Raw genomic sequence first — 14998 nt, 5'->3', positions numbered from 1 at the left:
CCGGGACGTGAAGGGTCCAGGTGGCTTGGGCGAGAGGTGAGGATTCAGCCGATCAGAAAGCGGCGACTGCCAGTTTTGATCTTGGAGTAGCGGGCCTGCAGGTAGGGTTTGTCCTTGAGCATCTGTTCGATATCCAAGCCGGTGCTGTCCTTGGACTTCTTCCAACTGATATAGCCCTCGGCAAACTCTGCACGGGTGGCTGTGCCCAGGGCCTGTTGCAGGACTTGCTTGAGCTGCGTCTCACGCGTTTCCTGCTCGGCAATGCTCTGGCGAACAGCCTTGAGCTCCAGGTAGCTGGTGGCCAGCTCTGGGTGCTGACTAAAGTCCAGAGTCTGGCCGTTGTCCTCGGGGTAGAGGTAGCGTAACGCCGCTTCCGATGAGACCGTACCATCGGCCGGTGGTGGGGTATCGCTGACCACGTAATCCCAAAACAGCCGCTCCAGATCAATCAGCCGAGCAATCATCGACTCGTCCCGTTCGATGCGGTGAATCTCCAGGTGCTGGCCACCTAGCAGTACTGCGACATCCGCCGCCTGTTTGCCAGTTACGGCTAACTGATGCATGACCTGCAACTGCACATATTCGGGCACACCCTCCTTCCATAGGCGAGCACCGTTGATGCCGGCGGTTTTGCATTCAAGGATCTGTACATCGTCGGCACCGATCACCTCGCGGTCGATGTTGGCCAGCATCCAGGGCAGTTTTGGATTGGGATGCTGCAGCACGGCATTGATTCGCCGCACTCGATTGCTACTGCGCTTGCTGTAATGCCAGGCGACGATGGGTTCGAGGACGTTGCCCCAGTACGCCGGACTCTCCTCGTCCTGAGGATCGATCCTGGGCAAGGAGGCATCGCGTCCGGTTTTTTCCAGCCACAGCTCCAACTGAGACTTATAAGGGTTGAGGCCGACAGCGGCGGCTGCATCCGAGCTGCCGATGCCGCCTTTACGTACCGCCAGCCAATCTTCACGCGGCAATTGTTTGGTGCCAACCAGGCGTAACGCTGGCCGGGTTTTTACGGTGGTTTTTGGTAGTGTTTGAGAGGTCATGAGTATTCCCTAATGCATAAAAAACGCCTGACCAGCAGCAAGCTGATCAGGCGTTTTAATAGGTGAGAGGAACAAGACGTACGAGCCGAAAGTAACCGCGAGTAACCCCACTAGGCGGCGAGTTGAAGGGCTACGCTCAGGGCACGCTGTTTGATCGCAGCCCCTTGGCCGAACCAGGCCGAGTCCATGCGGTACTCATTACTCCGAGCCCGTCGTTCATGGTCGACGTACTCGGTGACGGCGTTGAGCAAGCCCCAGGCCGTTCCGCGAGATGATTCCAGCGTTGCGCCGCGACCTTGGCCTTCGTACAGTTCTTGGACTCTACGCAGCGCCCGTTCGTTGGGGAGGACTTCCGGCAACGTGCTGTGTAGGGAGACGTCACACAGCACGTTCATGAAGAAACCCATTGCCTCATGCCACTGTACTTTGCGTTCAGCCAAATTCCGCATCCGGTACATAAACTCATCCCATTGCGAAACGGCGATGCCCAACTGCTTTTTCACCACTTGCGGATCAAAGCGGGTGTTATGAGGCACTTTGATCGCACGGGTCGTACCATCAAGAGCGATGGTCAGGGTGTTGTTGCAGACCACCCGAACCGTGGTTGGCGTCGCTGTGGTGGCTAGGGTTCCATCGCAGGAGGTGGCCAATAATAGGTAGCCGTTTACCTGGTCATGGCCTTTCAATTCGGCCGTTTGTCCGGTACGTGCCAACGCCCAAAACTTGCGACCACCTTTCAGCACGCCCGCCGTTTCCAGCTCGTAGCCGGATACTTCAGTTAGATCTCGGTAGAACTCCAGGACCTCACGCGGTTGTACGATTTGGTACCGGTTGGACACGACGGAGAGCGGTGCCTTGGTATCGGAGCGGTAAAGCACTTTTTGTTCCGGGAACGAGTGGATGGTTCCCAATGGGCCGATGCTGTCAGCCTTGAAGTGAACTGGGCTTTCTTCAATCTTCCAATCCATGCCGGCTTCGCGTTGCCAGATTTCCAGCGGTTGCTTCTCGGAAAGGCGACTGCCCAGACCATGCCAGGGAGTAGCGCCGACGTAAGCCATTTGTTCGATCAGGTGTGCCATGGGAATGTTTCCTTGCGAATAAAGGGGAGACGGCGCCTTTTCAGTGAGGCACGGCGCCTGTTCACAACGACTTAACGGTTGACGCTGAAGCTGTAACCGCACTCTAGGCACTGGAAGTTGTTCAGTACCTTGTCATCCATTTGTTCACCCAGCGTGGCGCCGGCAATCCCACCGGCGACCCCGCCGACCAGACCACCCAAAATCGCTCCAGCAAGACTGCCAATAGTGATCCCGACCGGCCCACCGACCACACCGATTACCGCACCGGCTTCCGCCGCCGATAAGGCTCCGGCGGCTCCACTGGCTGCACCGCCGGCGACCCCAATTAATCCACCCGCTTGTTTACCGATATTTTTCGTGACGACACGTCCAGAGTTGCAGCTAGGGCAGGGGGCATACATACGCAAATCCTCCAATGATGAGCGTGCTCAGCCAAAAGCAGGCACGCCAAATTCCCTGCCGCAGTCAATACGGTAGGGTGTTCATCGAGGTGATATAGGTTTGAAATTTTTTTGAACTGAATTCAGATCGAATTAGGGAGCGTCTCGTCTCGAAAAAACTGTCTTGGAGCAAGTGATTTGGTTATTTCTAAGTCGAATCGCCCATGCCGATGAAGAATTTGGTATCACGCGACAACCTGTCTGCAGGTTGCGATGAGGGTGCACAAGTCTCAAAGCTCGGAATTCAGCCATACCGCGTTGGAATTGCCTGATGTGCTGAATCCCGTGCTGACCAAGTAGCTTTTATACACCGTAATCACACGAGCCAAGGGCTGGTTCAGCCTGGTCGAGGCCAGGCCGAGGGAAGGTGCCGTGAGTCACAATGTGCAGCGTATCGGCGGGCTGGCGCCGCAATTGCAGGCTGAGCTGGAGAAGCGTCAGCGAACCTGAGTGGGGGCGTTGAAGCAATTGTAACCGGCATACTGCGCTTCGGTAGTGACCTTGGCCAGCCATGGTCGAGCTCACTGCTTGTACGGTAATGGTGAAGTTGGCTTGAGGGCCGGCGGTAGTAACTACACGTTGCATGAAGGTTAGGTAGGTTTTCATGGGGGCAGGCTCAAGTGAGTGGTGATGAACCCCGTGGACTGTCAACAAACAGCACAGATTTTTACGCCTTTTCATTTATTTCTAACTGTCGTCTCAGCAGAAACGGTTGGGGATGTGCGTGAGTAGTTGACCTGTGCAAACCCCCAGCATTTGTTCTCCTCCTTGGGCAACCTATGCTCGGCCCCTGTAGATGGTTGTGTTGACCTTCTTCGGGCTGGTGGCGTGTAACCATATCGTTTTAAAGTGATGGCCTTTTGCTGCTCTGTACCACAGAGCTGCGTATTCAGATCTGAGGGTGGCGTATGCAGGATGCGGACTCGTTGAAGCCCGGCTTCATGATTATTCACGGCAATCGCTTGGACGATTTGCGTGAGCTAGCGGTGAGCTGGATGCAGCGCTACCCGTTGGCCCCTCTGGAAAACGAAGTCGTGCTGGTGCACAGCAACGGCATTGCTCAATGGTTGAAGCTGGCGCTGGCTGAAGATCCGGATAACGGTGGCTGCGGTATCGCAGCAGCGTTGGATGTGCAACTTCCTGCGCGTTTCCTGTGGCAGGCTTACCGGTCTGTCTTGGGGGCCGAGACAACCCCCGAGTCTTCGCCGCTGGACAAGACTGCACTGAGTTGGCGTCTGATGCGCTTGCTGCCTCAATTGCTCAACAAAACCCATTTCAGCAGCTTGCAGCGTTTCCTTCAGGACGATGACGATCAGCGCAAGCGCCATCAACTATCCGAACGTCTGGCGGACCTGTTTGACCAATATCAGGTCTATCGCGCCGATTGGCTGGAGGACTGGGCGGCCGGGCGTGATCAGCTAAAGCACATCAAAGGCGGTGTGAAACCGCTGGATCCCGACAACCTGTGGCAGGCGGAGCTGTGGCGTGAAGTATTGGCGGATGTAGGCGCGGGCGCTCTTGAGCAGAGCCGTGCCGGTGTTCACAAGCGTTTTGTCGCACGCCTGCGCGAAGCCGGCCAGGCTCCAAAAGGGCTGCCTCGGCGAGTGGTGGTGTTTGGTATTTCATCGATGCCGGCACAGGTTCTCGAAGCCCTGGCCATGCTATCGCGCTACAGCCAGGTGTTGCTGTGTGTGCACAACCCTTGCCGCCACCACTGGGGCGACATCGTTGCCGACAAAGAGTTGTTGGGCCACGCCTATCGCCGTCAGCCAAACAGAAGTACTTCCATGGCCACGAATCAGCATGGCCAGCCTTTGCTCGCCGCGTGGGGCAAGCAAGGTCGCGACTACATCAACTTGCTTGACCACTATGATGAGCCAGACAGCTATCGGCACCTGTTCGAAGGCGTGAGTGGCGGGCGTATCGACCTGTTCAATGACGAGCCACCGTCAAGCCTCCTAGGTCAATTGCAAAGCGACATTCTTGAATTGCGTCCTTTGGCTGAAACTCGCGAAGAGTGGGCCCCGGTCGACGTAGCACAGGATCGCTCCGTGCGCTTTCACGTGGTCCACAGTGCCCAGCGCGAAGTGGAGGTGCTGCACGATCAGTTGCTTGCTCGCTTCAGTGCCAATCCTGGGCTAAGCCCGCGCGATGTGATTGTGATGGTGCCGGACATCAATGCGTATGCACCGCATATCGAGGCCGTGTTCGGTCAGGTGCCGCGTCATGATCCTCGTTATCTGCCCTTTACCCTGGCCGACCAGGGACAGCGTGGGCGCCAGCCCTTGCTGATCGCCCTCGAACACCTGCTTGAACTGCCGCAAAGCCGCTTTGCCGTCAGCGATATTCTCGACCTGCTGGACGTACCGGCGCTGCGCGCGCGCTTCGGTATCAAGGAAGCGGATGTGCCGATCCTGCAGCGTTGGATCGACGGTGCCGGTGTGCGCTGGGGACTCGATGCGCAGCAGCGCGAGAGCCTGGACATGCCGGCGGGCCTGGAACAAAACACCTGGCGCTTCGGCATGCGTCGCATGTTGCTGGGCTACGCGACCGGCCAGGGACCTGAGCTGAATGGCATCGAGCCGTACGATGAAGTGTCGGGACTGGAAGCCGCCTTGGCCGGGCCGCTGTTGACCTTGCTCGATCACCTGGAAATTGCCCGCGAAGACCTGCAACAGCCAGCCACACCGGTACTCTGGGTTGAGCGTCTGCAATCGCTGCTGAAAGTGTTCTTCCGGCCGGTGGGTGACGGCGAAGATTTGTTGGTCAACCAACTACTCAAGTTGCTCGACGACTGGTTGCGCACATGTGAGTCCGCGCAGTTCGACGAACCGCTGCCGCTGAGTGTGATGCATGAAACCTGGATGGCCGGCATTGAAGAGGGCGGCTTGTCACAACGGTTTCTTGCTGGCGCGGTGAACTTCTGCACGCTGATGCCGATGCGTGCCATTCCATTCAAGGTGGTGTGCCTGCTGGGCATGAACGATGGCGACTATCCGCGCCAACAACCGCCTGTAGATTTTGATCTGATGCGCAACGATTACCGTCCGGGCGATCGCTCGCGGCGCGAGGATGATCGTTACCTGTTGCTTGAGGCGCTGTTATCGGCCCGGGAACAACTGTACGTCAGTTGGGTCGGTCGCAATATTCGCGACAACAGCGAGCGCGTACCTTCGGTTTTGATCGGTCAACTGCGTGATCATCTGGCCAGTGGCTGGCGTTTGGCGGAGCCCGACGCGACGCCTGATGCGCTGCTCCATGCATTGACTCAGGAACATCCGCTCCAGCCTTTCAGCCCTGCCTACTTTGCCGATAAGCCCGGGCCCGACGGGCTGTTCACGTATTCTCATGAGTGGCGCGAAGTGCATGATTCACAAGCCGGGCAACCATCGGCCGGTTTGTTGCCAGCGCTCGCTCAAGACACGCTGTTGACCCTGCGCCAACTGGCCGGGTTTGTCCGTGATCCCGTCGGGGCATTCTTCCAGCAACGGCTCAAGGTCAATTTCGACAATGACGAATTGACCGGCCGCGACGACGAAACCTTTCAGCTCGACGGCCTCGAAAACTGGCAGCACCAGGACCGGCTCAGCCAGGCGCTCAAGCGCTGGGTTGAAGAAGATTACCGGCCCGAGAACGCGGTGGCCGAGCTCGATCGGCACGTTCAGCGATTGCAGCGCGAAGGCAAGTTGCCGCTGGGTGGCTTCGGAACCTTGAGCGCATCGGCATTGGCAGAGCCTCTACCGGACATGCTGGAGCGTTACCACGCGCAGCTGCAGGCATGGCCTGAAATCGAAGACGGGCAGACGGCGGCAACGATTGCCGCGTGCGAACCGGCACCGGGATTGAATGACTGGCTGGGCGGCATTCGCTGTAATGCCCAAGGTGAGCGGGTGTACTTGCAACTCGACAGCAAGAAACTGTGCAACGACGACAGTTGGCGCTGGCACAACCTGGTTCGACCCTGGGTGCGACATTTGGCGTTGCAGTTGAGCGGTTCGGGCTGCACCACGATTCTGGTCAGTTTGAACGGTGATGTGGTGTTCCGGCCAATGCCCGCGCAAGAGGCGCAGGCGCAGTTGCAATCGCTGCTCGACGCCTGGGTGGCGGGCATGCGTGAACCACTGCCGGTCGCCTGCAAAAGCGCATTCGCATGGCTTGAGGAAGCGGGGGCGGATGGCGAAGACAAAGACGCGGCCTCGGACAAGGCCCGTGAGACATTCGAGGGTGGCTACAAGCGCACCGGAGAAGCAGAGAGCTCCTTTGCCTTGCGCCGCGCCTACGCGGACTTTGACCAGCTATTTGCTTGCGGTGATTTTGGCACATGGTCCAAGCGGTTGTATGGCGGACTGTTCAAACACCTTTCTTCCAGCAACGCAGGGAGCGACCAATGAGCCCAGTTAATCTCAACCCCCTGGACTTTCCATTGCATGGCAGCCGATTAATCGAGGCCAGTGCCGGCACGGGAAAAACCTTCACGATCGCTTTGCTTTATGTGCGTCTGGTGCTGGGGCATGGCGGCGAAAACGCATTCAAGACACCGCTTACTCCGCCGCAAATCCTGGTGGTGACGTTTACGGACGCCGCCACTCAGGAACTGCGCGACCGTATTCGTGCGCGCTTGACCGAAGCGGCGCAGTGCTTTCTGGAACCGGATCTCAAACATGACAAGTTACTGCAGCAACTGCGTGATGAGTACCCAACGGAGCGGTGGCCTGACTGCGCTCGACGCTTGCAATTGGCCGGGGAGTGGATGGATGAGGCCGCCGTCTCGACCATTCACGGCTGGTGTTATCGGATGCTGCGTGAGCATGCCTTCGACAGTGGCAGCCTGTTCACCCAGACACTGGAAACCGACCAGAGCGAGTTACTGGCCGAGGTGGTCAGGGATTATTGGCGCCGGCATTTCTATGAGTTGCCGGTGGAGCAGGCGCGATCGATCGGTGATTGTTTCAAAAGCCCTCAGGAGCTGGGGGATGCGCTCGGTTCGTTGCTGACACGCCGGGACGCGACTTATCAATACAAAACCCAGCCTCTTGAAGCGCCTGGGTCTTTGCAGGCATTACTCCAGGAACCGGGTGAATGGTACGGAACAGTCGGCGAACTGGAGCGTAATGCTCGCCAGTTGTGGGTACAGCATCAGTTCGACCTAGAGGCCTTACTGCAAAGTGTTCGGGTCCGGATGCATGGAGGTACCTATAGGGGGGCAGACCAGGATGATGTATTCAATGGCTACTTGCGCGACTTGGAGCGGTGGAGTCGGGGGCAACCTGCACCTGAAAAAATAAAGGCGTTCAGTCAATCCGGCTTGAGGCTCACTGGTAAAGACAAGGTTCCCCAACATCAGGCGCTACAGGCCATTGATGCCTGGCTGGAAAAACGTAACGCCAAGGTTGATATCAGGGCGCAGGTGCTGCTGCATGCCTTGCATGAAGTGCATGAGCGCTTCGATGAAGAAAAGCGCCGCCGAGCTGAAATCGGATTCGACGACCTGCTCAATCGCCTTGACCACGCCTTGCAGAGCTCGTCCGGCCCTCGTTTGGCCGAGACCATTCGCAAGCAGTGCCCGGTTGCTCTGATCGATGAGTTCCAGGACACCGACCCGGTTCAATACCGGATCTTTGAAACCATCTACCGCATCTGCGAGAACCTGGAAGACTGCGGGCTGTTCCTGATCGGCGATCCGAAACAGGCGATTTACTCCTTCCGCGGCGCGGATATCTACACTTATCTGCAGGCGCGAGAGGCCACGGCTGGCCGTCATTACACGCTGGGCACCAATTATCGCTCCACCCAGGCGATGGTCGATGCAGCCAACCACTGCTTCGAGTTCGCCGAATCACAGCCGCGTGGAGCGTTTCGTTTTGCCAAGGAAGACCAGGGCAATCCGGTGCCGTTCAACACCGTACAAGCCAACGGGCGCGACGATATTTTGCAGATCAACGGCACGGACCAAACGGCCCTGACGTTCTGGCATCTGGAAACCCAGGGCGTAATCAATAACGCCACGTACTTGCGCAAAGCCGCTGAAGCCTCGGCATCGGCGATTCAGGCCTGGCTCGATCCCGCTGCAATCAACCGGTCCGGTTTGCTGAACGACAAGGGTGAATTCATCGCCTTGCGGCCCGCCGATATTGCCATTCTGGTGCGCAATCGCAAGGAAGCCGAAGCCATCCGCAAAGCCCTGGTGCAGCGCCAACTGGCCAGCGTCTATCTCTCTGACAGGGACTCGGTCTTCGAAAGCGAGGAGGCCAAAGACCTGCTGTATATCCTGCGAGCCTGTGCTCAACCGACCAGCGATCGGCTGGTGCGAGCGGCGATGGCGACCCGTAGCATCGGGCTGCCATGGCAGACGCTGGAGCAATTGAACCAGGATGAGTTGTTCTGGGAGCAACAGGTGCTGTTGTTCAGGGATTTGCGTGTCTTGTGGCAGCAACAAGGTGTTCTGCCAATGCTGCGAAAGCTGCTGGCCACGTTCAAGGTGCCGGCCCGTTTGCTTGTGGAGGATCAGGGTGAGCGTCGCCTGACCAACCTGTTGCATCTGGCCGAATGGTTGCAGCGCAGCGCTGCCGAACTCGATGGCGAGCATGCGCTGATCCGCCATCTGGCCGAGCAGGTCGATGGTCAGAGCGAAGAAGAAATTCTGCGTCTGGAAAGCGATTCGGACCTGATCAAGGTGATCACCGTGCACAAGTCCAAGGGCCTGGAATACCCCTTGGTGCTGCTGCCGTTTGCCTGTAGCGCAAGGGAGATCGATGGCAAAAGCAAAACCCCGCCGATGTTTCACGATGAAAATGATTCGTTGGTGATTGAGTTGGTAAAAGGTGAATCGGCAAAACCTGCACAACTGCGGGCCAACGATGAGCGTATGGGAGAAGAGATGCGCTTGCTCTACGTCGCCTTGACCCGAGCTCGTTACGCCACCTGGATTTGCATGGCAGCCCAAGCATCGGATCGCAGAAGTAAAACGACGCACCTGCACAAGACAGGCCTGGGTTACATGTTGGTAGGTGAGAAGCAGGTCACTCCCGATGAACTTCTCGGCGTGGTCGAGACTTTCGCAAAAAACTGCAATGACATAGAAGTGTGCGCAGCCCCCTCGCCGTCCTACAATGTGCATACGGCGCCAACGCCACCGCGGGTGGGGCCGGCATTGCGCCCCCTGCACAAGCTTGCGGCTAACTGGTGGATCGCCAGTTACTCGGCGTTGGCCATTGCCGACGGTAATGTCCTGATGGGGGCGCAGCCGGGTGTCAATCTTGAGCCGGCGACCGCGCTGGAAGCCAACTTGCAGGAAGAGGACGAAGCTGAAGCCTTGCCCGCCGGGGCCGGGATTCACGGTTTCCCTCGGGGCGCAGGACCGGGCACCTTTCTGCACGGGTTGTTCGAATGGGCCGGCCGCGAAGGTTTCTCCAAGGCGGCTGGAGATCCGATCACCCTGCATAACACCGTTGCCCGACGCTGCAACCTGCGCGATTGGGAAACCTGGATCGAGCCGCTGTCCGCCTGGCTGGGCAGCTACCTGAATGCGCCACTGCGGTTCAACGGTACCCAATGCAAGCTCTCGACCCTGAGCACCTATCAGGTGGAGATGGAGTTCTGGTTTTCCAGCCGGTCTGTGAACGTTCAGCGTCTTGATGCCCTGGTGCGCCAACATACATTGGGTGGTGCACCGCGCCCTGTGCTGGCGCCCAATGAGTTGAACGGCATGTTCAAAGGCTTCATCGACCTGACGTTTGAACATCAGGGTCGCTACTACGTGGCGGACTACAAATCCAACTGGCTGGGCAGCAACGACCAGGCCTACGACGCCGAAGCGATGATCGAGACGATGCTGGACAAGCGTTACGACCTGCAACTGTGCCTGTACCTGCTGGCCTTGCATCGCCAGCTCAAGCTGCGCCTTGCGGGGTATGACTACGAACAGCACATGGGCGGGGCGGTGTACCTGTTCGTCCGTGGGCACCAGGCGCCCACCCATGGCGTGCATTTCGAAAGGCCGCCACGGCAGTTGATTGAACAGCTTGACCAACTCTTCATGGGGCAACACGCGGAGGCCAGCGCATGAGCCAGACCCTTAAGCAGCTGAGCAACAACCAGCGCAACGTTGATCACCCGCTGTTGTTCGTTGGCGATGCCGACAGCAGCGAGCTGCTGCATCAACTCGACAATTGGGTGAACCGAGGCTGGTTGCGCGCACTGGATCGCTCATTCGCCACCTTCATACTTGAACAGGATCCCCAGGCCCAGGCCAGTGTGTTGCTGGCCGCCGCGATGACCAGTCATCAACTGGGTCGCGGGCATTCCTGCCTGGATCTGGTCGCTACCCTGCAAGCGCCTGACTTTGTGTTGTCGTTACCTCCTGAAGGGGAGGAGGGCGGCCAATTACCGTCGCAATGGTTGCTGGGCCTGGATGTCGCGCAATGGCGCCGGGCGTTGTGCTTGAGCACGATGGTGGAGGATCGGGACGAGCCGCAGCGATTCCCGGAGCGGCCGCTGGTGTTGACCGGACAGCGTCTGTACCTGCGTCGTTACTGGAACTATGAGCGCAGCATTGCCCAGGCGCTGAGTGCCCGTTTGAGCGTGGACGCGGTAACACCGGAAAAACTTTCCAGTCGGCTCGATGCCTTGTTCCCTGACACCTTCGAAGTTAACGGTGAACGCCGTAGCGACTGGCAAAAAATTGCCTGTGCGCTGGCGGCACGAGGTAACTTCAGCGTCATCACCGGCGGCCCCGGCACCGGCAAGACCACCTCGGTCGTGCGCTTGCTGGGGCTGTTGCAAACACCGGCCGTGGAGGAAGGGAAGCCGCTGCGGATTCGTCTCGCCGCCCCCACCGGCAAGGCAGCAGCACGCTTGTCCGAGTCCATTGGCAAGGCCGTCCGTGAGCTGCCGGTCAGCGCCCCGGTGCAGGAGGCGATCCCGACGGATGTTTCCACATTGCACCGTCTGTTGGGCAGTCGACCGGATTCGCGCAACTTCATTCACCACCGGGATAAGCCACTGGAGCTGGATGTATTGGTGGTCGATGAGGCGTCGATGATTGACCTGGAAATGATGGCTTGCCTGCTCGATGCCTTGCCTCGGCAGGCGCGCTTGATCCTGCTGGGTGACAAGGATCAGTTGGCATCGGTGGATGCAGGCTCCGTGTTGGGCGACCTTTGTCGCAACGCTGAAGCCGGCGGCTATAGCGAGCAAACAGTGGCCTGGCTGGAAGCCCACAGTGGCGAGTCGGTCAGCGCTCCGGGGTTGCAAACGGCAGTCGGTGCCGGCGATCCGCTGGCCCAGCAAACCGTCATGCTGCGCTACTCCCGACGCTTCGATGCCCAGCAGGGCATTGGGCGTCTGGCCAAACTGGTCAATGAGAAAAATGCCGCCGAAGCACGAAGCCTGCTTAATCAGCAATTGCCTCAGCTGTTCAACCTCAAGTTGCGAGGCGAGCATGATGCCGCACTCACCGAGTTGATTATCAACGGCAAAGGCGATGCTCCTGGTTATCGCCATTACCTTGAGCAGCTACGAGACCAGCGTCCTGCGAAAGACACTCCCTGGGACAGTGCCCTCTGGGCCGGTTGGGCTGGCAAAGTATTGGGCGCGTTCGATGAGTTCCGCCTGCTCTGTGCGCTGCGTCGCGGGCCCTGGGGGGTTGAAGGGCTGAACCAGCGAGTGGCCGCCGAACTGCGCCGCTGTGAGTTGTTGTCGGGGGATCAGGGTTGGTACGAAGGGCGACCGGTACTGGTCACCCGCAATGATTACAGCCTGAGCTTGATGAATGGTGACATTGGCATTGCACTCTGGGTACCAGGCCCCTCTGCAGAGCGTGTTCTACGTGTGGCCTTCCCGCGAAACGATGGCAGCGGCGGCGTACGTTTCGTGATGCCGAGTCGGCTGGTGGAGGTTGAGACCGTTTTCGCCATGACGGTGCACAAGTCCCAGGGGTCGGAGTTCAACCATACGGCTCTGGTATTGCCCGATGCGCTTAACCCTGTGCTGACCAAGGAGCTGTTGTACACCGCCATCACCCGTGCCAAGCAATGGTTCAGCCTGGTCGAAGCCAGTCCGGGCGTATTTGAAGGTGCGGTGAGTCGCAATGTGCAGCGAACCAGTGGGCTGGCGCTGCAACTGCAAGATGAGCTGGCAAAACTTCAACGCACCTGAGTGGGGGCGTTCAGGCATTTGTAGCCTGGGTACTGGGCTTCAGCGGTGACCTTTGCCATGGCAGAGGTCACCGCTTGAACCGTGATGGTGAAGTTGGCTTGGGGGCCGGCGGTGGCAACCACACGTTGCATAAAGGCTTTGTAGGTTTTCATGGCGCTGTCCTCGATGGTGATGGTATTACGCTGCTTCACCGTTGCCGCGTTTGCTGGTGATCTTTACCGCTCGACCGAGCGCGAAGAGCGCCATGTCGATGTTCACCACGAATCCAGGTTCGGCATCCTGACGCTCTTTGAAGTGCTCGCAGAGCCAGCGTTTGTAGCGTTCGATGCAGGCGACATCCTTGTCCCAGTTGATCTTCTTGCGAATGGTCTTGATCTTGGAAAAGTCTGGGTCGTTGATCTGCTCATAGAGTTCGAAGGCACGAAGCACGTGCTGATCGACAATGGATTCCGAGCGATCAGCCAGGTGCCGGCCGAACTGTCTGAATACCTGGCCTGGGCCGTTAGTCAGCGATGTTGGTCTGACATCGGCTGCACCTTTGATGATGTGCGCCACCTTTTGCAGGTCGCCATTTTTCCAGACCAGGGCGTAGAGCAGCTTTTCCAGAGGAGTTTCCAGTTTGGCGCTGAGGTCCGCATGCAAGCGAAGATCGTTGCCAACCTTAGTCATGAGGGAACTGATGTCGTGGTCCGTCAACTTCAACTGCAATTCTGGGTACTTGTTGCGGTCCATCTGCCATTTTTCCAGCAGGGAATCGGACGTCAGTATCTTTTGCAGGTCGGACACTTTGTCGGCGTTCAGTATCTCGGTGAACGTGGTTTCCACCAGCTTCAGGGCTTCCAGATTATTCAATATCGCGTTCTCTCGTGGGGGCTGATACAGAGCTTGATTCACTCGTGCGACAGATCATGTCGCACTGCGTCAGGGCTCGGTATTTTTTGGAGTCGTGTGCCAGCGGCAAGGTTGTCGCGAACAGGGCAGTCGAAAGGGACCGGTGTCAGTCATACAGCCAGGGTTTCAACTCCTTCAGGTTCTCCACCACGATCTGTTGCGCCTCTGGTTTCGGGTCCATGTTCTTTGGATCAATCTGATAGCGCTGCAACACATACTTGACCAACGCCTGGCGACAGGGAATCTGCAGTCGCCCATCGACCATCCCGAAATCCTCCTGGATTATCGCTTTTTGCATCACCGTCAGACGCTCATCGGGTTTGATGATGACTTTGACTTCGCTATTCCACTGGTCGTCGTCCGAGAGGCCATTCTCGGTCTCGCCGTCCATCAGTTCAGGAACCCCACGCAGTCGGCTCAGTACAAAGTCCCGGTACTCGCGGTTTTTTTCGCAGTAGGCGCGCACATGCCAGCGCATGCCTGTGTAAACCAGCGTATGTGGTGCAATGGTTCGCCCTTCAGGTTCGGGACTGTTGAGCGAAACGTAGTCGATGTCCAGGCGTAGATGCTCCCGGCAAGCCTTGAGCAGTGGGCGCAGTATCTCGGCCTTGATCGAGCGATCAGGCACCTCCAGTACTTTGGTGTGGGCGTAGGCTAACGCCAGCCCCTCAACGTGTGGCGCTCGAGCATTGTTCTGGTAAAGCAGGTGTAGGTAGGCGCTGGCGCTGTCATCGATGAACAGTGGCTTGAACTGTTTGCTCGGCACGTAACCCTTGATCTGTCGATCATATGTAAGGTTTTTAGGCGCATGCTCGGTGATATAGGTATTGATGTCCTTGGATGCTTGCTGACGGCTGATGCCGAAGCTCTGCGTCAAGTGCACCGTAGTCAGCCGGCCTTCCCACCACGCGACGGTTTCGATCAGTCGGTAGCGAAGGGCGAGGTCCCAACGGACCTGCTCGATGGTTTGCTTGCGTTTCATGTCGCCTCCATGTGAGTGAATACTTTACCTGTATAAGTCTACATTCTAGACGTGTCGTTTAACACTACATATCGTGACTCTGGCAAGTTTGGAGTTGACGACATGAGGGACATGTTTATGGATGGTTGGGATTGGACGGCGTCGGTAGCGATGCTGATGCTGTTGATGATCCTGCTGATGCTTTTGGTGCAGTATCTGCAGACAAACAAAGCCTGGAGATTGCTCGAGCATTGGCATGCGACCACGAAGGAGCGCCAGCAGCGGCTGAGCTGGCACGCCGAAGAGAATCGCGAGTTGAAATCGGCGCTTCGGGCGGAGAAGGCTCATGTGGAGCAGTTGCAGCGCAAGGTGGAGATTCTGCAGGCTTTGTTGCCTTAAGTGTGAGGCACGAGGGCCTTGATT

At 58.0% G+C, this 14998-nt stretch carries 10 protein-coding genes and 1 pseudogene; 5 read left to right on the top strand and 6 right to left on the bottom strand.

The window, feature by feature from the left end; all coding sequences use genetic code 11:
* Positions 1–44 precede the first annotated feature (44 nt).
* The 3 genes from AC19YR_RS12215 to AC19YR_RS12205 form a co-directional block, all read right to left on the bottom strand.
* Entirely contained in the window at positions 45–1049 is a 1005-nt protein-coding gene (locus AC19YR_RS12215; RefSeq protein ID WP_500598614.1) for a YqaJ viral recombinase family nuclease, read from the bottom strand.
* A 110-nt stretch (positions 1050–1159) separates the two neighbouring features.
* Complete coding sequence (locus tag AC19YR_RS12210) at positions 1160–2128, bottom strand: DUF932 domain-containing protein (protein ID WP_500598612.1); 969 nt, start codon at positions 2126–2128, stop codon at positions 1160–1162.
* Positions 2129–2199: 71 nt separating this feature from the next.
* Positions 2200–2529 (bottom strand): hypothetical protein, encoded by a 330-nt coding sequence (locus tag AC19YR_RS12205; protein WP_017528834.1) that lies wholly within the window; start codon positions 2527–2529, stop codon positions 2200–2202.
* Between the two features lie 249 nt (positions 2530–2778).
* On the opposite strand from AC19YR_RS12205, the pseudogene AC19YR_RS12200 reads away from it, so the two are divergent.
* From AC19YR_RS12200 to recD, 4 genes and pseudogenes are all read left to right on the top strand, one after another.
* Positions 2779–3018 (top strand): annotated as a pseudogene (locus tag AC19YR_RS12200) (ATP-binding domain-containing protein); the annotation flags it as partial.
* Positions 3019–3476: 458 nt separating this feature from the next.
* Complete coding sequence (gene recC / locus AC19YR_RS12195; protein ID WP_500598610.1) at positions 3477–6959, top strand: exodeoxyribonuclease V subunit gamma; 3483 nt, start codon at positions 3477–3479, stop codon at positions 6957–6959.
* On the top strand, positions 6956–10633 hold the full coding sequence (gene recB, locus AC19YR_RS12190) for an exodeoxyribonuclease V subunit beta (protein WP_500598609.1): 3678 nt from the start codon (positions 6956–6958) through the stop codon (positions 10631–10633). Before recC ends, recB begins: the two co-directional genes overlap by 4 nt.
* Positions 10630–12723: an exodeoxyribonuclease V subunit alpha gene (gene recD, locus AC19YR_RS12185; RefSeq protein ID WP_436367012.1), complete on the top strand. Its 2094-nt coding sequence runs from the start codon at positions 10630–10632 to the stop codon at positions 12721–12723. The genes recB and recD overlap by 4 nt, the downstream gene beginning before the upstream one ends.
* Here the strand turns inward: recD and AC19YR_RS12180 are convergent.
* The 3 genes from AC19YR_RS12180 to AC19YR_RS12170 form a co-directional block, all read right to left on the bottom strand.
* Positions 12711–12914 carry a hypothetical protein gene (locus AC19YR_RS12180; protein WP_125833034.1) on the bottom strand — a complete coding sequence of 68 codons (204 nt, stop codon included), beginning with the start codon at positions 12912–12914 and terminating at the stop codon, positions 12711–12713. The genes recD and AC19YR_RS12180 overlap by 13 nt on opposite strands.
* Positions 12901–13575: a hypothetical protein gene (locus tag AC19YR_RS12175; RefSeq protein WP_076013784.1), complete on the bottom strand. Its 675-nt coding sequence runs from the start codon at positions 13573–13575 to the stop codon at positions 12901–12903. Before AC19YR_RS12175 ends, AC19YR_RS12180 begins: the two co-directional genes overlap by 14 nt.
* Before the next feature lie 145 nt (positions 13576–13720).
* Positions 13721–14596 (bottom strand): helix-turn-helix transcriptional regulator, encoded by an 876-nt coding sequence (locus AC19YR_RS12170; protein WP_076013783.1) that lies wholly within the window; start codon positions 14594–14596, stop codon positions 13721–13723.
* 102 nt (positions 14597–14698) lie between these two features.
* Here AC19YR_RS12170 and AC19YR_RS12165 point away from each other — a divergent pair, with 102 nt between their 5' ends.
* On the top strand, positions 14699–14974 hold the full coding sequence (locus tag AC19YR_RS12165) for a hypothetical protein (protein WP_017528827.1): 276 nt from the start codon (positions 14699–14701) through the stop codon (positions 14972–14974).
* Positions 14975–14998: the final 24 nt, after the last annotated feature.

This window comes from Pseudomonas sp. MF08817, assembly GCF_059862705.1.
This window is presented reverse-complemented; position numbering and strand designations above follow the sequence as displayed.